The sequence below is a fragment of the Streptomyces sp. NPDC057136 genome, from assembly GCF_042670885.1.
Lineage (GTDB): Bacteria > Actinomycetota > Actinomycetes > Streptomycetales > Streptomycetaceae > Streptomyces.
In genome coordinates, this window is sequence record NZ_JBHUUV010000005.1 from 245172 (window position 1) to 263738 (window position 18567).

The window sequence follows — 18567 nt, forward strand, 5'->3', positions numbered from 1 at the left end:
TTTTCTGTTGTCAGACGGTGCCGCGGCCGAGTTCCCAGAGGTGGAGGTCGGCGGAGGCGTTGACGGCCCACTCCACTCCGGTGAGGCCCTCGCGGGAAGCGATGTACTGCTTGCCCTGCCAGATCGGGAGTACGGGGACGTCGTTCGCGACGATGTCCTGGAGCTGTTCGAAGGTCTTGGACGCGGCGCTGCGGTCGGTCTCGCGGCGGGACTGCGGGATGAGGGTGTTCTCCGCCAGGGCCGAGCGGTAGGGCGAGTTGAGGAAGTCGTTCTTGTCCAGGAACGGTGCCGTGTAGTTGTCCGGGTCCGGGAAGTCCGGGAACCAGCCCATGCCGTACACGTCGTAGTCGCCGCTCATCTGCGCCGGGCGGTACTCCGCCCAGGGGGTGCCCTTGACGGTCACGTCGAACAGCTTCGAATCGTTGAGCTGCTGCTTCAGCGTCTCGAACTCGGTGGCGGTCGCGGGGCCGTAGTGGTCCGTCGTGTAGTGCAGCGTGAACTTCACCGGCGTATTGATGTGCGCGGCCTGCAGGGTGGCCGCCGCCTTGGCGGTGTCGGGCTCGCCGTACTTGTTGAAGAACGAGTTGGTGTGGCCGGTGATCGTGGACGGGATCAGCGAGTACAGCGGCTCGGCGGTCGTGCCGTACACCTTGCTCGCGATGGCGCCCCGGTCGATGATCCGGGCCATGGCCTGGCGGACGGCCTTGCTCTTCACCGAGGGGGCGTTCGTGTTGAAGCCGAGGTAGCTGATGGCGAGGCCGGGCATCTCGGTGAGCTTGATGCCGTCCTTCGGCTTCACGAGCATCTGGCCGGCCTGCTCGGGCGACATGGTGCGGGTCATCATGTCGACCTTCTTGTCGTCGAGCGCCTTGCCCATCGCGGCGGCGTCCGGGAACAGGTCCAGTTCGACCTTGTCGTTCAGGACCTCCAGGTCGCCCTTGTACTTCGGGTTCCTGGTGAAGACGACCTTGGCCACCTGGCCGTTCTTGACCTCGGGCTTCATGGTGTACGGGCCCGAGCCGTCGACCTGGAAGCCCTCACGGGGGCTCTTCGCCGGGTACTTGCCCTGCGGGACGATGCCCGCGGCGGGGGTGGCGAGCTTGTACGGGAAGGTCGCGTCCGGGGTGCGCAGGTGGAAGACGATCTGGTCGTCGCCCTTGGTCTCGATCATGTCGATGTTGTCGAGCAGTCCCGCCGGGCCGTTGTCCGACTTGATGTCGAGGACGCGCTGGATGGAGTACCGCACGTCGTCGGGCGTGAGCGGCGTGCCGTCGGCGAAGGTGAGCCCATTGCGCAAGGTGCAGCGGTAGCTCTCGTTCTCCGTGTCCGTGAAGACGCAGCTCTTCGCCGCGTCGGGCACGGGCTCACCGCCGCCGCGCGGGACGTGCATGAGGGTCTGCACCGTCTGCCGCAGGACGTTCCAGACGCCCGCCTCGTAGCCGATGGCCGGGTCGAGCGGCGCCGGGTTGTCCTTGGAGGCGATGAACTGGTCCGTGGTGCCGACGACGATGGCGTCCTTGCCCTCGTCCCCGCCGCCCGTCGCGCCGCAGGCGGCGAGTACGGGCGCGAGCAGGCCGACCACGGCCGGCAGCACCAGCGTCTTGCGGTTCATCTGGACGTTCTCCCTCATTCCGGCATGTGAGAAAACGAGATTAGTAGGGATAGTCACCGATGCCTGACGGACGGGTGCTCATCACACAATCCACCGCCCTCCGGAATTGACGGCAAGGGGAATTCACCGGCCGGGGCCGTTTCGTACACCGCGTGACGAATGGTGACAGCCCGGAGTGTAAATCGGGGCATATCGCCAGACTTGAGGAGTGACGAAATCGGCCATCGCGCGACAAGATTCGCACATGGGTGGTTTTCGACCTGCGACCCATATTGACATGAACCTGATTCGCCCACACATCCGGGCGATGAAAAGCGCACGTTCTGCGAACGAGAGTTTTTCCGTACATTCACAAAAACACTCTCGGTGCACGACTCAGAGGATTCCGGTGACCAGGCCCCGGAGAAATGCGAGATCGACATCTTCGAGAGACCCCACGACAACCCTTCCCGCGGCCGGTGCGATCGGGGCGACGGACGGCACGGCCACCACCTGGCAGCCCGCGGCCTCCGCGGCGGCGACCCCCGTCGCGGTGTCCTCGATGACGGCGCAGCGCAGCGGGTCCGCCCCGAACCCGGATGCCGCGGTGAGATAGGGCTCCGGGTGTGGCTTGGTACGGGAGACCTCGTCCCCGGCGACCGTGAGGCCGAAGTGATGGTGACCGACCGAGTCCAGGACCCGGTCGATGATGCGCCGGTGCGAGGCCGAGACCAGGGCGGTGGGCATGTCGTGCGCCGCGAGCTCGGCGAGCAGCCGTGCCGCGCCCGGCATCAGTGGCACACCGCGGTCGATGCGCGCCTCGAAGCAGTCGTTGAGCAGCACCGTGAGCTCGTCCAGCCTGATGTCCGCGCCGGTCACGTCGATGAGATAGCCGGCACTGCGTGTCATCGGACCGCCCACGACCACATCGCGCCATGCCTCGTCGAGCCGGTGCCCGAGGCCGGCGAAGACCTCCACCTCCGCATCCCACCAGAATCCCTCGGTGTCGACCAGGGTGCCGTCCATGTCGAGAAAGACGGCCTGCAGCGTGGAGCCTTCGGCCGTGCGAGTCAGGGACGCGGGGACCGTACTGGTCATCCGTACTCCTCCGTAAGGGACGAGAAGGCCGACCGCCATTCCCTGAAGGGAACAGCGACCGGCCTCACTGGACCGACCAGTCTACGACCAGTCCGGGTGCAACGCGTCGAACGGCGCCTTACCGCGCGTTGAAGTACTTCGCCTCGGGGTGGTGGATGACGATCGCGTCGGTCGACTGCTCCGGGTGCAGCTGGAACTCCTCGGAGAGCTTGACCCCGATCCGCTCCGGCTCCAGCAGCTCGGCGATCTTCGCCCGGTCCTCCAGGTCGGGGCAGGCGCCGTAGCCGAGCGAGAAACGCGCTCCCCGGTACTTCAGCGCGAACATGTCCTCGACCTCGGCCGGGTCCTCCCCGCCGAAGCCCAGCTCGCTGCGGACCCGGGCGTGCCAGTACTCGGCCAGCGCCTCGGCCAGCTGGACGGACAGACCGTGCAGCTCCAGATAGTCACGGTAGGAGTTGGCCGCGAAGAGCTCGGCCGTGGCCTCGCCGATCTTCGAGCCGACGGTGACGACCTGGAGGCCGATCACATCCCGCTCACCGGACTCCTCCGGCCGGAAGAAGTCCGCGAGGCACAGGCGGCGGCCCCGGCGCTGGCGCGGGAAGGTGAAGCGGGTGCGCTCCGAGCCGTCCTCGTGGAGCAGGATCAGGTCGTCGCCCTTGGACACGCAGGGGAAGTAGCCGTAGACGACGGCGGCCTCCAGCATGTTCTCGGTGTGGAGCTTGTCGAGCCAGCCGCGCAGGTGCGGGCGGCCCTCGGTCTCGACCAGTTCCTCGTACGTGGGCCCGTCACCGGCGCGGGCCTGCTTGAGGCCCCACTGGCCCTTGAAGAGCGCGCCCTCGTCCAGCCAGGAGGCGTACTCCTTGAGCTGGATGCCCTTGACGACCCGGGTGCCCCAGAAGGGCGGCTCGGGGACCGGGTTGTCGGTGGCCACGTCGGAGCGGACACCCGTCTCCGGCTCGTCGACCTCCAGGACGGCGGTGTCCTTCTTGGCGACGCGGCGCTGCTTCAGCTCCGGGAGCACCGCGCCGGGGACGCCGCGCTTGATGCCGATGAGGGCGTCCATGAGCCGCAGCCCCTCGAACGCGTCGCGGGCGTAGCGGACCTCGCCCTCGTAGATCTCGTGGAGGTCCTGCTCGACGTACGCCCTGGTGAGCGCGGCCCCGCCCAGGATGACCGGGAAGTCCGCGGACATCTTGCGCTGGTTGAGCTCCTCCAGGTTCTCCTTCATGATCACGGTCGACTTCACCAGGAGGCCGGACATGCCGATGACATCGGCGCGGTGCTCCTCGGCGGCCTCCAGGATCGCGGAGACGGGCTGCTTGATGCCTAGGTTGACGACGTTGTAGCCGTTGTTGGTGAGGATGATGTCGACGAGGTTCTTGCCGATGTCGTGGACGTCGCCGCGCACGGTGGCCAGCACGATGGTGCCCTTGCCCTCCGCGTCGGACTTCTCCATGTGCGGCTCGAGGTGGGCGACCGCGTTCTTCATGACCTCGGCGGACTGGAGCACGAACGGCAGCTGCATCTGGCCGGAGCCGAAGAGCTCGCCGACGACCTTCATGCCCTCCAGGAGGGTTTCGTTGACGATGTCCAGGGCCGGGCGGGTCTGCAGGGCCTCGTCGAGGTCGGCCTGGAGGCCGTTCTTCTCACCGTCGATGATGCGGCGCTGGAGGCGCTCGTCGAGCGGGAGCGCGAGGAGTTCCTCGGCACGGCCCGCCTTCATCGACTTCATGTTGACGCCCTCGAAGAGCTCCATGAGCTTCTGGAGGGGGTCGTAGGCCGGTTCGTCCCCTTGCTGGGGGATACGGCGGTCATAGATCAGGTCGAGGGCGACCTTGACCTGCTCCTCCTCCAGGCGTGCGATGGGGAGGATCTTGGAGGCGTGCACGATCGCGGAGTCCAGTCCGGCCTTGACGCACTCGTCGAGGAAGACGGAGTTCAGGACGACGCGGGCGGCCGGGTTGAGGCCGAAGGAGATGTTGGACAGGCCGAGCGTGGTCTGGACGTCGGGGCGGCGGCGCTTGAGTTCGCGGATGGCCTCGATGGTGGCGATGCCATCCTTGCGGGACTCCTCCTGACCGGTACAGATGGTGAAGGTCAGGGTGTCGATGAGGATGTCCGACTCGTGGATGCCCCAGTTGCCGGTGAGGTCCTCGATGAGGCGCTCGGCGATGGCGACCTTGTGCTCGGGCGTCCGGGCCTGGCCCTCCTCGTCGATGGTCAGCGCGATCAGTGCGGCGCCGTGCTCCTGCGCCAGTGCGGTGACCTTGGCGAAGCGGGACTCGGGGCCGTCGCCGTCCTCGTAGTTGACGGAGTTGATGACCGCTCGGCCGCCCAGCTTCTCCAGGCCGGCCCGGATGACGTCGACCTCGGTGGAGTCGAGCACGATGGGGAGCGTGGAAGCGGTGGCGAAGAGCCCGGCCAGCCGCTCCATGTCGGCGACGCCGTCCCGGCCCACATAGTCGACGCAGAGGTCGAGCATGTGCGCACCTTCGCGGATCTGGTCGCGGGCCATCTCGACGCAGTCGTCCCAGCGGGCCTCCAGCATGGCCTCGCGGAACTTCTTCGAGCCATTGGCGTTGGTGCGCTCGCCGATCGCCATGTACGAGGTGTCCTGGCGGAAGGACACGGTCTGGTAGAGCGAGGAGGCACCCGGCTCGGGACGCGGGTCGCGCGGGCCCGGCGTCATGTCACGGACGCGCTCGACGACCTGGCGCAGGTGCTCGGGCGTCGAGCCGCAGCAGCCGCCGACCAGCGAGAGGCCGTAGTCCCGTACGAAGGTCTCCTGCGCGTCGGCCATCTCGGGCGGGGTCAGCGGGAAGTGCGCGCCGTCCTTGGTCAGCACGGGCAGGCCGGCATTGGGCATGCACATCAGCGGCGTACGCGAGTGGCGGGCCAGATAGCGCAGGTGCTCGCTCATCTCGGCCGGGCCCGTCGAGCAGTTCAGGCCGATCAGGTCGATACCCAGCGGTTCCAGGGCGGTCAGCGCGGCACCGATCTCGGAGCCGAGCAGCATGACGCCTGTCGTCTCGAAGGCGAGCGAGCAGATCAGGGGTACGTCCATGCCCAGGGCGTCCATGGCCCGCCGCGCACCGATCAGGCTCGACTTGGTCTGCAGCAGGTCCTGCGTGGTCTCCACGATCAGGGCGTCCGCGCCACCGGCGAGCAGACCTTCCGCGTTCTGCTGGTAGCCGTCGCGCAGCACGTCGTACGCGATGTGGCCGAGCGTGGGCAGCTTGGTGCCCGGGCCCACGGAGCCGAGGACCCAGCGTCGGCGGCCGTCCCTGGCGGTGAACTCGTCCGCGACCTCGCGTGCGATCCGGGCGCCCGCCTCGGACAGCTCGACGATCCGGTCGGCGATCTCGTACTCGTTCGCCGCCGAGTGATTCGCACCGAAGGTGTTCGTCTCGACGCAGTCCACGCCGACCGCGAAATACTCCTCGTGCACGGAGCGGACAATGTCCGGGCGGGTGACGTTGAGGATCTCGTTGCAGCCTTCGAGGTTCTCGAAGTCCTCAAGGGTGGGGTCCTGTGCCTGGAGCATCGTGCCCATGGCACCGTCTGCTACCACCACACGCGTGGCGAGCGCCTCGCGGAGGGCTTCGGCTCGGTTCCGGCTGTCAGCGGAAGGGGTCGGCAACGAGGCCATGGATGTTCTCCCAGGGATGCGACGGCTGTCGGCTTTGCGGCCTTCTGTGGAGGGCGCACCCCGCCAGCGTAGCCGGGAGACACCACGGCCCGTCACGGCGTCCCACGGGGCGGACTGCATGCTGTGCGGGGGCAGCTCGGCCCGCGCGGGGGGCTCAGGCTTTACGGGCTACCGGACATGGGTCGACATCGACCGATAGTGTTCAGCATTGTCGAACCACAATGGAGGAGTACGGCGCGATGGCCAAGAACATCCAGTCGCTGGAGCGGGCGGCAGCGATGCTGCGGCTGCTGGCGGGCGGCGAGCGCCGGCTCGGACTGTCCGACATCTCTTCCTCACTGGGACTGGCCAAGGGCACCGCTCACGGCATCCTGCGCACGCTCCAGCACGAGGGCTTCGTCGAGCAGGACGCGGCGTCCGGCCGCTACCAGCTCGGCGCGGAGCTGCTGCGCCTGGGCAACAGCTATCTGGACGTCCACGAGCTGCGGGCCCGCGCCCTGGTATGGACCGACGACCTGGCGCGCTCCAGCGGCGAGAGCGTCCACCTGGGCGTCCTGCACCAGCACGGCATACTCATCGTCCACCACGTCTTCCGGCCCGACGACAGCCGCCAGGTGCTGGAGGTGGGCGCCATGCAGCCGCTGCACTCCACGGCCCTGGGCAAGGTGCTCTCCGCCTACGACCCGGTGGCGCACAGCGAGGCCGTCGAGGCCGAGCGGCATGCCTTCACCCCCCGCACCGTGACCGGTGCGGAGGACTTCGAGACGCTGCTCGATCTCATCCGGGCGCAGGGCTGGGCCGCCGATGTGGAGGAGACCTGGGAAGGCGTGGCCGCCGTCGCGGCGCCCATTCACGACCGGGGCCGGATGCCGGTCGGCGCCGTGGCCGTCACCGGCGCGGTGGAGCGCGTCTGTCCGGGCGGCGAACTGCGCCCCGAGCTGATCGCCGCCGTACGGGACTGCGCCCGTGCCGTCTCCCGGGATCTGGGCGCCGGGCGCTTCTGAGTTCCCCCGTCGGCCGGACGACCCGTCGGTAACGATCGGGCTCCGCACCGAGTCGTATGCGCCACAACCCTTGACGTTGCATTCACCGGGGAGAAACATTGCCGTTCACCGGTCGGCATTGTCGAACGCCTAACGGCAATACGCGTTAGGGTATGGCAGCGCCAAGGACCGGTCGGCCCACACAGGTGAGTACCCGCACAGCGCGGATACCAACCTCGGGCGCGAACCACCGGAGGGACCCGGTGTTCGCCTTCCCCCCTGGACGAAGGACAAAGGAGTCGCTGGTGTCCAGCTCCGACATCTTCATCGGCGAGACCATCGGTACCGCCGTTCTCATCCTCCTCGGCGGCGGAGTCTGTGCCGCCGTCACGCTCAAGCGCTCCAAGGCGCAGAACGCCGGATGGCTCGCCATCACCTTCGGGTGGGGCTTCGCCGTTCTGACCGCCGCCTATCTGGCCGGCGGCGTGTCCGGCGCGCATCTCAACCCGGCGGTGACGCTCGGCCTCGCCATCGAGGGCGGCACCGAATGGGGCGACGTACCGCTGTACCTCGCCTCCCAGCTGCTCGGCGCGATGATCGGCGCGGTGCTGGTCTGGGCGGTGTACTACGGGCAGTTCCACGCCCACCTCACCGACCCCGAGATCGTGGGCGCGCAGCCCACCGTCGAGGGCATGGTCGACCAGTCGGCCGCCCCGAAGGCCGGCCCCGTACTGGGCATCTTCTCCACGGGACCGGAGATCCGGAACGCCGTGCAGAACGTCGTCACGGAGGTCATCGCCACGGTCGTGCTCGTCCTGGCGATCCTGACCCAGGGTCTCAACAACGAGGGCAACGGCCTCGGCACCCTCGGCGCCCTGATCACCTCTCTGGTCGTCGTCGGAATCGGTCTCTCGCTCGGCGGGCCGACCGGCTACGCGATCAACCCGGTTCGCGACCTCGGTCCGCGTATCGTGCACGCGCTGCTGCCGCTGCCGAACAAGGGCGGTTCCGACTGGGGCTACGCCTGGGTACCGATTGTGGGACCGCTCATCGGCGGCGCGATCGCCGGCGGGCTCTACAACGTCGCCTTCGCGTGAGCCGCAGAGCTCAGAGCCGTACCCCTCAGAACCACAGAGACCTCCGGGAGCGCACCGTGACCGATACACACACCACCGGGAGCCACGGCACCGGGCCGTTCATCGCGGCCATCGACCAGGGCACCACCTCCAGCCGCTGCATCGTCTTCGACACGGACGGCCGGATCGTCTCCGTCGACCAGAAGGAGCACGAGCAGATCTTCCCGAAGCCGGGCTGGGTCGAGCACGACGCGGCCGAGATCTGGACGAACGTCCAGGAGGTCGTCGCCGGCGCCGTCTCCAAGGCGGGCATCACCTCGGCCGACGTCAAGGCGATCGGGATCACCAACCAGCGCGAGACGACGCTGCTCTGGGACAAGAACACCGGTGAGCCCGTCCACAACGCCCTCGTCTGGCAGGACACCCGCACCGACGCGCTCTGCAAGGAGCTCGGCCGCAACGTCGGCCAGGACCGTTTCCGCCGCGAGACCGGCCTGCCGCTCGCCTCGTACTTCGCCGGACCCAAGGTCCGCTGGCTCCTCGACAACGTGGAGGGCCTGCGCGAGCGCGCCGAGCGGGGCGACATCCTCTTCGGGACCATGGACTCCTGGGTCATCTGGAACCTGACCGGAGGCACCGATGGCGGCGTCCACGTCACGGACGTCACGAACGCCTCGCGCACCCTCCTGATGAACCTGCACTCGATGCAGTGGGACGACAAGATCCTCCAGTCGATGGACATCCCGGCCGCCGTGCTGCCGGAGATCCGCTCCTCGGCCGAGGTGTACGGGCACGCCAAGGGCGGCGTCCTGGACGGCATCCCGGTGGCGTCCGCGCTCGGTGACCAGCAGGCCGCGCTGTTCGGCCAGACCTGTTTCGCCCAGGGCGAGGCCAAGTCCACGTACGGCACCGGCACCTTCATGCTGATGAACACCGGCCACACGCCCGTCAACTCGTACAACGGGCTGCTCACGACCGTCGGATACCGCATCGGCGACCAGAAGCCGGTCTACGCGCTCGAAGGTTCCATCGCCGTCACCGGCTCGCTGGTGCAGTGGATGCGCGACCAGATGGGTCTGATCAAGTCCGCGGCCGAGATCGAGACCCTGGCCTCGTCGGTCGAGGACAACGGCGGCGCGTACTTCGTGCCCGCCTTCTCCGGGCTCTTCGCCCCCTACTGGCGCCCCGACGCCCGAGGCGTCATCGCCGGTCTGACCCGCTACGTCACCAAGGCGCACATCGCCCGTGCCGTACTCGAGGCCACCGCCTGGCAGACCCGCGAGATCAGCGACGCCATGACCAAGGACTCCGGCGTCGAGCTGACCGCACTCAAGGTCGACGGCGGTATGACCTCCAACAACCTGCTGATGCAGACCCTCTCCGACTTCCTGGACGCGCCCGTGGTGCGCCCCATGGTCGCCGAGACCACCTGCCTCGGCGCCGCCTACGCCGCCGGTCTCGCCGTCGGCTTCTGGCCGGACACCGACGCGCTGCGCGCCAACTGGCGCCGGGCCGCCGAGTGGACACCCCGTATGGACGCGGCCACCCGTGACCGCGAGTACAAGAGCTGGCTCAAGGCCGTCGAACGTTCCATGGGCTGGCTCGACGACGAAGACACTGTCGAGGAGTAAGCGATATGACCACCCTGCAGAGCGTCCCCGCCCTCGGGACGCATCCGGCCTCCGGCTCCCTTCCGAGCCGCGCCGAGACCCGGGAGCAGCTGTCCAAGGCGACGTACGACCTCCTGGTGATCGGCGGCGGCATCCTGGGCATCTCCACCGCCTGGCACGCCGCGCAGTCCGGACTGCGGGTGGCGCTGGTGGACGCCGGCGACTTCGCCGGCGCCACCTCCTCCGCCTCCTCCAAGCTCCTCCACGGCGGTCTGCGCTACCTGCAGACCGGCGCGGTGAAGCTGGTGGCGGAGAACCACTTCGAGCGGCGCGCCATCTCCCGCCAGGTCGCGCCGCACCTGGCCAATCCGCTCACCTTCTACCTGCCGGTCTACAAGGGCGGCCCGCACGGCGCGGCCAAGCTCGGTGCGGGCGTCTTCGCCTACTCCGCGCTGTCCGCGTTCGGTGACGGTGTCGGCCATGTGATCAGCCCGGCGAAGGCGCAGCGCGATGTGCCGGAGCTGCGTACGGACAATCTGAAGGCCGTCGCGGTCTACGGCGACGACCAGATGAACGACGCCCGGATGGCGCTGATGACCGTACGCGCGGCGGTCGACGCGGGCGCGACCGTCCTCAACCACGCCGCGGTCACCGGACTGCGGTTCACCCGGGGCCGGGTGACGGGCGCCGATCTGCGGGACAGCGCGGACGGTACGGAGTTCGGCGTGAACGCCCGCCTCGTACTGAACGCCACCGGTCCGTGGGTCGACCACCTCCGCAAGATGGAGGACCCGAACGCGGCTCCTTCGATACGGCTCTCCAAGGGCGCGCACCTGGTGCTGAAGCGCACCCGCCCGTGGAAGGCCGCCCTCGCCACCCCGATCGACAAGTACCGGATCACCTTCGCGCTGCCGTGGGAGGACATGCTGCTGCTCGGCACGACCGACGAGGAGTACGAGGGCGATCCGGCGGATGTCACGGTGACCGAGAAGGACACGGCGCAGATCCTGGACGAGGCGGCGTTCTCCGTCCGCGACCAGCAGCTGTCGCGTGATCTGATCACGTACTCCTTCGCGGGTCTGCGGGTGCTGCCCGGCGGTCCCGGCAGCACGTCCAAGGCCAAGCGCGAGACCGTCGTGACGGAGGGCCGGGGCGGGATGCTCTCGGTCGCGGGCGGCAAGTGGACGACGTTCCGTCACATCGGCCGTACGGTGATGAACAAGCTGGCCGCGCTCCCGGGTCACCCGCTCGCGGACGACATGGAGCCGATGGCCCGGCTGCCGAAGAAGCTCCCGCTGCCCGGCATCGCCAACCCGCAGGCGGTCGCGCACCGGCTGCTGATCGACGGCGGTACGCCCGGTCCGCGGATGGCGGCCGACACGGCCAGGCACCTCGCCACCCATTACGGCTCGCTGTCCTTCGACATCGCGCGGCTCGCCAACGAGAACCCGGACCTGGCCCAGCGCATCCACCCGGACGCCCCGGAGATCTGGGCGCAGGTCGTCTACGCCCGGGACCGCGAGTGGGCCGAGACGGCGGACGACGTGCTGCGTCGCCGCACGACGCTGACGATCCGTGGGCTGGCGACGGACGGCATCAGGACCCAGGTCGAGGGTCTGCTCGCCGACAGGGACTGATAGACGCGTGCGCGGGGGCGGCTTCCGGGGGGGAGGCCGCCCCCGTTCGCATGTCCGCATGTTCGTATCTGTCGGACTCCCCCTGTGGTCCGTGGCACAAGCTGCGGCAGGGGCTGCTCGTTCGGGTGCGCGGACCCTCATAATGGACGAAGACATCGGATGTCTGATTCCAGTCCGAAATCCAGGAGGACCGTCATGGCTGTCACCGACGAGGCGATCGAGAAGATCAAGGAAATGATCGTCTCGGGTGCTCTGAGGCCCGGTGACCGGCTCCCCAAGGAGAGCGAACTCGCCGCGGAGCTCGGACTGTCCCGCAACTCCCTCCGGGAGGCGGTACGCGCCCTGTCGCTGATCCGCATCCTCGATGTACGGCAGGGCGACGGCACGTACGTCACCAGCCTGGACCCCCAACTGCTCCTGGAAGCGTTGAGTTTCGTGGTGGACTTCCACCGCGACGACACCGTGCTGGAATTCCTCGCGGTGCGCCGGATTCTCGAACCGGCCGCCACGGCGATGGCCGCGGGACAGATCAGCGACGCGCAGCTGGATCTGCTCGGCTCACAGCTAGACGCACTGGGCGAGAAGCCCTCGGTGGAGCAACTGGTCGCCGCCGACCTGGAGTTCCACCGCGGCATCGTGCAGTCGTCCGGCAATTCGGTGCTCTGCTCACTGCTCGACGGGCTCTCCGGACCGACCACGAGGGCGAGGGTCTGGCGCGGCCTGACCCAGGAGGACGCCGTCAGCCGCACCCTCCACGAGCACCGGGCGATCCTCTCCGCGCTGCGGGACAGGGACGCGGAGGCCGCGCGGGCCTGGGCGACCGTCCATGTGGCGAGCGTGGAGCAGTGGCTGCGCTCGACCCTGTGACATACGTACGGGCCGGGGGGCGACGTACCGCCCCCCGGCCCGTACGGTGCCCGCTCAGTCCTGCTTCTCCCCGCTCGCGAAGCGCGAGATGACCAGGGCGAGGATGATGATCGCGCCGTTGAGGAACTGGTTCCAGAGCGCCGGGACACCGCCGAGGGTCATCACATTGACCACCAGCTGGAGCGTCAGTACGCCGGTCAGCGCGCCGAACAGCGTGCCGCGGCCGCCCTTGAGGCTGATCCCGCCGATGACCGCTGCGGCGAACACCTGGAAGATCCAGCCGTTGCCCTGGGTGGCCGCGACCGACCCGTAGTGGCCGGTGTAGAGGATACCCGCGAAGGCTGCCAGCACACCGCCGATGCCCAGCACGATCCAGGTGATCCGGTCGACCCGGATTCCGGCGGCCCGTGCCGCCTCCGGGTTGCCCCCGATGGCGTACAGCGAGCGTCCGTGCCGCAGCCAGGCCAGCGCCGCGCCGCCGATCGCGAACAGCGCCAGGCAGATCCAGACCGCGGCCGGGGCGCCGAGCCACTCGCTCTTGCCCAGGTAGCGGAAGGACTCCGGGACGTCGGTGATCGACTTGCCCTCGGTGATGCCGATGTGGAGGCCGCGCAGCATGGTGAGCATGCCGAGGGTGGCGATGAAGCCGTTGACCCGCAGCTTCAGCATCAGGAAGCCGTTGATCACGCCGACGAGCAGTCCGACGAGCAGACAGAGCGGGATCGCCGACCAGGCCGGGAAGATTTCGAGGCCCGCGAACCGGCCGCCGTCGGTGGGCAGGACCAGCCACATGGCGACGACCGGCGCGATGCCGATCGTCGACTCCAGGGACAGGTCCATCCGGCCGCAGATGAGGATCAGCGCCTGGGCGAGCACCAGCAGGCTGAGTTCGGAGGACTGCTGGACGACGCTGATCAGGTTGTTGGAGGTGAGGAAGACCGGCGACACGATGAAGCCGATCACCATCAGGACCAGGATCACCGGCACCAGCGAGAAGTCGCTCCACCGGATCAGCTGGAGCCTGCTGCGCGGGCTCCCTTCCTTCGTCCCGCTCATGACGTCCTCGGCCGTGGCCGGCCGTATGGTCCCGGTCATTCCCTTTCCCCCACACCTTCCATGGCGGCGACGAGTTCCCCGTCGGTCCACCCGCTTGCGAATGTTGCGACGACCCGCCCGTGGAACAGGGCGAGCACCCGGTCGCAGACCCGCAGATCGTCCAGTTCGTCCGAGATGATCACTGCGGCGTTTCCTTCGTCGGCGACCCGCCGTACCACTCCGAGCAGCGAGTCCTTGGACTTGACGTCCACGCCCGCGGTGGGCCGGACCGCGATCAGCGCGCTGGGACTGCGGGCCAGCGCGCGGGCGACGACCACCTTCTGCTGATTGCCGCCGGACAGCCCGGAGACGGGCTGCTCGGGTCCCTGCGTCTTGATGTCGAGCGAGGCGATCATCGACTGGGCGAACCGGCGGGTCCGGGAGGGCAGTACGGTCCCCCACGGCCCCAGCTGGTCGGTGACCGTGAGCGTGGCGTTCTCCGCCACGCTCCGGTCCAGCACCAGGCCCTGTTCGTGCCGGTCCTCGGGGATGTACCCGATGCCGGCGTCCAGGGCGTGCGGGACACTTCCGGGCCGAACGGTCCTTCCGTGTACGGAGATGGTGCCTCCGCTCGCCTTGCGCATCCCGGCCAGTGTCTCGCCGAGCGCGGTGTTGCCGCTGGCGGCCGATCCGGCGAGGCCGAGGACCTCACCGGGCCGCACCTGGAGGTCCAGCGGCTCGAACTGGCCCTCCAGCGCGAGCTGTTCGGTACGCAGAACGGGTGCGGCCGACTCGTCCCGTACCCGCTCGGCCCCGGCGGCGTGCCAGGCGGACGCGCCAGCACCCTGCTCACCGGTCATCGCCGCCACCAGTTCCGCCTTGCCGATGCCTTCGACCGGGGCGGTCATGACATGACGGGCGTCGCGGTAGACGGTGACGGCGGTGCAGAGTTCGTACACCTCCTGCAGATGGTGGGAGATGAACAGGAACGCCACTCCCTGGCTCTGCAGTTCGCGCAGTTTGCCGAAGAGCCGGCCGATGCCCCGGGCGTCGAGCTGCGCGGTCGGCTCGTCGAGGATGATCAGCCGGGCACCGAAGGACAGGGCCCGGGCGATCTCGACGAACTGCCGCTGTTCGACGGCGAGATCCCTGGCCCGCGTGTCGGGGTCGACCTGCACCCCGTACTCGGCGAGGAGCTGCGCCGCGCGCTTGCGGAGCTTGCCCCAGCTGATCCAGCGGGCATCCTCGTCGAAGCGGTTGAGGAAGAGGTTCTCGGCGACGGTCAGATCGGGGACGACCATCGATTTCTGGTAGACGCAGGCGACCTTGGACTGCCAGGCCATGGTGTCCCCGAAAGCGGGCGCGGCCTCTCCGCCGAACCGGACCGTGCCCGCGTCCGCCTTGTGGAGTCCGGTGAGCACGCTGACCAGCGTGGACTTGCCGGCGCCGTTGCGGCCGACGAGCGCGTGCGACTCACCGGGCTGCACGGTGAGCTCCACGCCGTCGAGCGCCACGGTGGGCCCGAAGCGTTTGACGATTCCTGCCGCCTGTACGGCAGGTAGTGCCTTGTCCATCAGGCCCCTTCTCAGCGAAGCGCTGTAGTGATGTCGATGCCCTGCCCTCGGGCGGCGGTCAGGGCTTGGCCGCGTCTCGGCTCTTCGTTGCCGGGAGGGAAGCCCTCTCGGCAACGAGAGGGAGGAGTCACGACTAGCTCTTCTTCTCGAGCTGATTGGCCCAAAGCTTCGGGTCGTCCACGTTCTCCTTGGTCACCAGGGGCGCGGGCAGCTGGTCCTCGAGACCGCCCGGGATCTTGATGATCGTGGAGTCGTGGTCGGTCGGACCCTCCTTGAAGGTCTTTCCGGCCAGCGCCGCCTTGGCGTAGAACAGCGCATACTTGGCGTAGAGGTCGGCGGGCTGGGAGATCGTCGCGTCGATCTTCCCGGACCTGATCGCGTCGAACTCCTCCGGGATGCCGTCGTTGGAGATGATCGTGATGTGCCCGGGGGCGCCGACCGGCTTCAGCAGCTTCTTCTGCTCCAGCAGCGCGAGGGTGGGCTGGAGGAACACACCACCGGCCTGCATGTAGATGCCGTTGATGTCGGGGTGCGCGGCCAGCGTCGACTGGAGCTTCGCGGAGGCCACATCGCCCTTCCAGTCGGTGGCCAGCTCGAAGACCTCGATGTCGGGGAAGTCCTTGTCCATGCACTCCTTGAACGCCACGGAGCGGTCCCGGCCGTTGATCGAGGACAGGTCGCCCTGGAATTCGACGACCTTGCCCTTGCCCTTCAGCTGCTCACCGAGGTACTTGCAGGCGTTGGTGCCGTACGCCTTGTTGTCGGCCCGTACGACCATGTAGACGTTGCCCTTGTCGGGGCGGGTGTCGACGCTGATGGCCGGGATCTTCTTCTCGTTCAGCGTGTTCAGCGACTCGGCTATCGCGCCGGTGTCCTGCGGAGCCATCACGACGGCCTTGGCACCCTGGTCGGTGAAGGTCTGGACGTTGGCGACGAGCTTGCCGATGTCGTTCTGCGAGTTGGTCAGGGGCAGCGCCTCGACCTCCCCGTCCTTGACGCCCTTCTCGACGTACTGCTGGTAGGAGTTCCAGAAGTCGCTGTCGCTGCGCGGCAGGTCGATGCCGACCTTGCCACCGCCGTCGCCGCTGTCGCTGGACTCGCGGTTGCAGCCCGCGAGGGCGGTCACTGCCAGCAGTACGGCGCAGGCCGCCGCACTCGTCGTACGCACTCTCATGAGGGGTCCCGTTCCTTTGTGGAGTACCGGCTCGTCGTTCTGGCGGCCCGGCGTGGTGTGTGCTGCGGCTCAGCTGGGGATGGTCACGTTTCAGTCGGTCGCGGGGCGCAGTCGCAGGCCCTGCATGCCGCCGTCGACGGCGAGTGAGGTGCCGGTGACGGAGGCGGCGCCGGGGCCGGCGAGGTAGACGATCGCCGCGGCGACCTCATCCGCCGATACCAGCCGTCCCAGGGGCTGGCGGGCGTTGAGGGCGGCGCGTTCGGCGGCCGGGTCTTCGGCCCGGTCGAGGAGTCTGCCGATCCACGGGGTGTCCGCGGTGCCGGGGTTGACGCAGTTGACCCGGATGCCCTCGCGGACGTGGTCGGCGGCCATGGCGAGGGTCAGCGAGAGCACCGCCCCCTTGCTCGCGCTGTAGAGCGCGCGCTGCGGCAGGCCCGCCGTGGCCGCGATCGAGCAGGTGTGGGTGATCGAGACGGCTCCGGGGCGGGCCGCCGCGGCACGGCGCAGGTGTGGCAGGGCGTGACGGGCGGTGCGGACCATGCCGAGGACGTTGATGTCCAGGACCTTCGTCCACTCCTCGTCCGTGTTGTCCTCGACGGTGCCGATGGAGCCGATGCCGGCGTTGGAGACGAGGGTGTGCAGGCCGCCCATCTCGGCGGCGGCCCGGTCGACCGCTTCTCTTACGGCCGCGTCGTCGGTCACATCGGCCTTGAACGCGAGCACGCCCTTCGGCGCGCCCGCGGTCTCCCGGTCGAGTACGGCGACGGTCGCGCCGCGTTCCAGGAGCAGGGTGGCCACGGCGGCCCCGATCCCGGACGCACCGCCCGTCACCAGGGCGGACATGCCGTCGAATTCCAGTGCACCGGTCATCGGGCGTTCTCCTCGGACGTGCGGCGGGCCTGCCAGACGGGGCCCTCGGGATAGCGGTGTCGGGCCATGGACTCGGGGAGCATCCGTGCGGAGAACCCCGGCGCGAGCGGCGCCCTGTATCTGCCGTTCTCGATCACGGTGGGGGTGGCGAAGTGCTCATGGAGATGGTCGACGTACTCGATCACACGGTCCTCCCAGGTCCCGGAGACCGCCACATAGTCGAACATCGAGAGATGCTGCACCAGTTCGCAGAGCCCGACACCTCCGGCGTGCGGGCAGACCGGAACGCCGTACTTCGCGGCGAGCAGCAGGATCGCCAGGTTCTCGTTGACACCCGCGACGCGTGCGGCGTCGATCTGTACGAAGTCGACGGCGCCGGCCTGGAGCAGTTGCTTGAACACGACCCGGTTGGCGACGTGTTCGCCGGTGGCGACCTTGACGGGCTGTCCGGCGCGCACGGCGGCGTGACCGAGTACGTCGTCGGGGCTGGTGGGTTCCTCGATCCAGTGCGGGTCGTACGGCGCGAGGGCGTTCATCCACTCCACCGCGTCGGCCACGTCCCAGCGCTGGTTGGCGTCGACCGCGATCCGGATGTCGGGGCCGACCGCCTCACGGGCGAGCGACATCCTGCGTATGTCGTCGCCGAGATCGGCGCCGACCTTCAGCTTGATCTGGCCGAAGCCGTCGGCCACGGCCTCCTTGGACAGCCGTACCAGCTTGTCGTCGTCGTACCCCAGCCAGCCGGGCGAGGTCGTGTACGCGGGATAGCCCTGGGCGAGGAGGAGTTCCGTGCGCTCGGCGCGGCCCGGTTCGGCGGCCCGCAGGATGGCGAGAGCCTCCTCGGGCGTGAGCGCGTCGGTGAGGTAGCGGAAGTCGACGAGGGAGACGAGCTCCTCCGGCGTCATCCCGGCGAGGAACTGCCAGACGGGCTTGCCCGCGCCGGCCGCCGCCAGGTCCCAGGCAGCGTTGACGACCGCTCCGACCGCCATGTGCATCACGCCCTTCTCCGGCCCGAGCCAGCGAAGTTGGGAGTCGTGCGTCAGCTCTCGGTACAGCTCACCGAGGTCGGCAGCGGTACGCGGCGCCGGGCGCCCCACCACGTACGGGCGCAGCGCCTCGATGGCGGCCGCCATGATCTCGTTGCCGCGCCCGATAGTGAAGCAGAAGCCATGGCCCTCGGTCCGGGCACCGGGGTGGCCGGTGCGCAGGACGACATAAGCGGCGGAGTAGTCGGGATCGGGGTTCATGGCGTCCGAGCCGTCCAACTGTTCCGAGGTGGGAAACCGGATGTCGTGAACCTCGAAAGCCGTGACGGTCTGACTCATGTGCGCCCCCAGGGGAATAACATCGGACCTCTTGCGTGTCATCCGATGTATAGCGCCTCTCTCGACCAGACGTCCAGG

General features: G+C 68.7%; 13 protein-coding genes. 5 read left to right on the plus strand and 8 right to left on the minus strand.

The genetic code is table 11. The features are described 5' to 3' along the window. Positions 1-10 precede the first annotated feature (10 nt). The 3 genes from ACFT7S_RS09300 to metH all read right to left on the minus strand — a co-directional run bounded on the left by ACFT7S_RS09300 (position 11) and on the right by metH (position 6338). Complete coding sequence (locus tag ACFT7S_RS09300) at positions 11-1612, minus strand: ABC transporter substrate-binding protein (RefSeq protein ID WP_382729059.1); 1602 nt, start codon at positions 1610-1612, stop codon at positions 11-13. Between the two features lie 375 nt (positions 1613-1987). Next, the gene (locus ACFT7S_RS09305) at positions 1988-2689 is read right to left on the minus strand and encodes an HAD-IA family hydrolase (RefSeq protein WP_382729061.1); all 702 of its coding nucleotides are present in this window, start codon (positions 2687-2689) and stop codon (positions 1988-1990) included. A 118-nt stretch (positions 2690-2807) separates the two neighbouring features. Further along, entirely contained in the window at positions 2808-6338 is a 3531-nt protein-coding gene (metH, locus tag ACFT7S_RS09310) for a methionine synthase (RefSeq protein ID WP_382729063.1), read from the minus strand. A gap of 239 nt (positions 6339-6577) precedes the next feature. Between metH and ACFT7S_RS09315 the strand changes: the two genes are divergently transcribed. The 5 genes from ACFT7S_RS09315 (at position 6578) to ACFT7S_RS09335 (ending at position 12511) form a co-directional block, all read left to right on the plus strand. Beyond that, positions 6578-7342, plus strand: coding sequence for an IclR family transcriptional regulator (locus ACFT7S_RS09315; RefSeq protein ID WP_382729065.1), 765 nt, complete (start codon positions 6578-6580; stop codon positions 7340-7342). Between the two features lie 284 nt (positions 7343-7626). Continuing rightward, positions 7627-8418: an MIP/aquaporin family protein gene (locus ACFT7S_RS09320; RefSeq protein WP_382729067.1), complete on the plus strand. Its 792-nt coding sequence runs from the start codon at positions 7627-7629 to the stop codon at positions 8416-8418. A 56-nt stretch (positions 8419-8474) separates the two neighbouring features. Continuing rightward, on the plus strand, positions 8475-10028 hold the full coding sequence (gene glpK / locus ACFT7S_RS09325; RefSeq protein ID WP_382729069.1) for a glycerol kinase GlpK: 1554 nt from the start codon (positions 8475-8477) through the stop codon (positions 10026-10028). 5 nt (positions 10029-10033) lie between these two features. Continuing rightward, on the plus strand, positions 10034-11644 hold the full coding sequence (locus tag ACFT7S_RS09330; RefSeq protein ID WP_382729071.1) for an FAD-dependent oxidoreductase: 1611 nt from the start codon (positions 10034-10036) through the stop codon (positions 11642-11644). Between the two features lie 195 nt (positions 11645-11839). Next, positions 11840-12511, plus strand: a complete 672-nt coding sequence (locus ACFT7S_RS09335) for a FadR/GntR family transcriptional regulator (RefSeq protein WP_382729073.1) — start codon at positions 11840-11842, stop codon at positions 12509-12511. A gap of 54 nt (positions 12512-12565) precedes the next feature. Here the strand turns inward: ACFT7S_RS09335 and ACFT7S_RS09340 are convergent, their stop codons facing one another. The 5 genes from ACFT7S_RS09340 to ACFT7S_RS09360 form a co-directional block, all read right to left on the minus strand. Next, entirely contained in the window at positions 12566-13606 is a 1041-nt protein-coding gene (locus tag ACFT7S_RS09340) for an ABC transporter permease (RefSeq protein WP_382729075.1), read from the minus strand. Next, positions 13603-15120, minus strand: coding sequence for a sugar ABC transporter ATP-binding protein (locus ACFT7S_RS09345; RefSeq protein ID WP_382729077.1), 1518 nt, complete (start codon positions 15118-15120; stop codon positions 13603-13605). Before ACFT7S_RS09345 ends, ACFT7S_RS09340 begins: the two co-directional genes overlap by 4 nt. A 133-nt stretch (positions 15121-15253) precedes the next feature. Further along, positions 15254-16294: a sugar ABC transporter substrate-binding protein gene (locus ACFT7S_RS09350; RefSeq protein ID WP_382729079.1), complete on the minus strand. Its 1041-nt coding sequence runs from the start codon at positions 16292-16294 to the stop codon at positions 15254-15256. A gap of 90 nt (positions 16295-16384) precedes the next feature. Next, positions 16385-17164: an SDR family NAD(P)-dependent oxidoreductase gene (locus ACFT7S_RS09355; RefSeq protein ID WP_382729081.1), complete on the minus strand. Its 780-nt coding sequence runs from the start codon at positions 17162-17164 to the stop codon at positions 16385-16387. After that, on the minus strand, positions 17161-18489 hold the full coding sequence (locus ACFT7S_RS09360; protein ID WP_382729083.1) for an enolase C-terminal domain-like protein: 1329 nt from the start codon (positions 18487-18489) through the stop codon (positions 17161-17163). The genes ACFT7S_RS09355 and ACFT7S_RS09360 overlap by 4 nt, the downstream gene beginning before the upstream one ends. Between the last annotated feature and the right edge of the window lie 78 nt (positions 18490-18567).

Bases quoted from the DNA above. Each gene is read 5' to 3' on its own strand.
- ACFT7S_RS09300 (WP_382729059.1), bottom strand. From the start codon at position 1,612: ATGAACCGCAAGACGCTGGTGCTGCCGGCCGTGGTCGGCCTGCTCGCG.
- ACFT7S_RS09305 (WP_382729061.1), bottom strand. From the start codon at position 2,689: ATGACCAGTACGGTCCCCGCGTCCCTGACTCGCACGGCCGAAGGCTCC.
- metH (WP_382729063.1), bottom strand. From the start codon at position 6,338: ATGGCCTCGTTGCCGACCCCTTCCGCTGACAGCCGGAACCGAGCCGAA.
- ACFT7S_RS09315 (WP_382729065.1), top strand. From the start codon at position 6,578: ATGGCCAAGAACATCCAGTCGCTGGAGCGGGCGGCAGCGATGCTGCGG.
- ACFT7S_RS09330 (WP_382729071.1), top strand. From the start codon at position 10,034: ATGACCACCCTGCAGAGCGTCCCCGCCCTCGGGACGCATCCGGCCTCC.
- ACFT7S_RS09335 (WP_382729073.1), top strand. From the start codon at position 11,840: ATGGCTGTCACCGACGAGGCGATCGAGAAGATCAAGGAAATGATCGTC.
- ACFT7S_RS09340 (WP_382729075.1), bottom strand. From the start codon at position 13,606: ATGACCGGGACCATACGGCCGGCCACGGCCGAGGACGTCATGAGCGGG.
- ACFT7S_RS09345 (WP_382729077.1), bottom strand. From the start codon at position 15,120: ATGGACAAGGCACTACCTGCCGTACAGGCGGCAGGAATCGTCAAACGC.
- ACFT7S_RS09350 (WP_382729079.1), bottom strand. From the start codon at position 16,294: ATGAGAGTGCGTACGACGAGTGCGGCGGCCTGCGCCGTACTGCTGGCA.
- ACFT7S_RS09355 (WP_382729081.1), bottom strand. From the start codon at position 17,164: ATGACCGGTGCACTGGAATTCGACGGCATGTCCGCCCTGGTGACGGGC.
- ACFT7S_RS09360 (WP_382729083.1), bottom strand. From the start codon at position 18,489: ATGAGTCAGACCGTCACGGCTTTCGAGGTTCACGACATCCGGTTTCCC.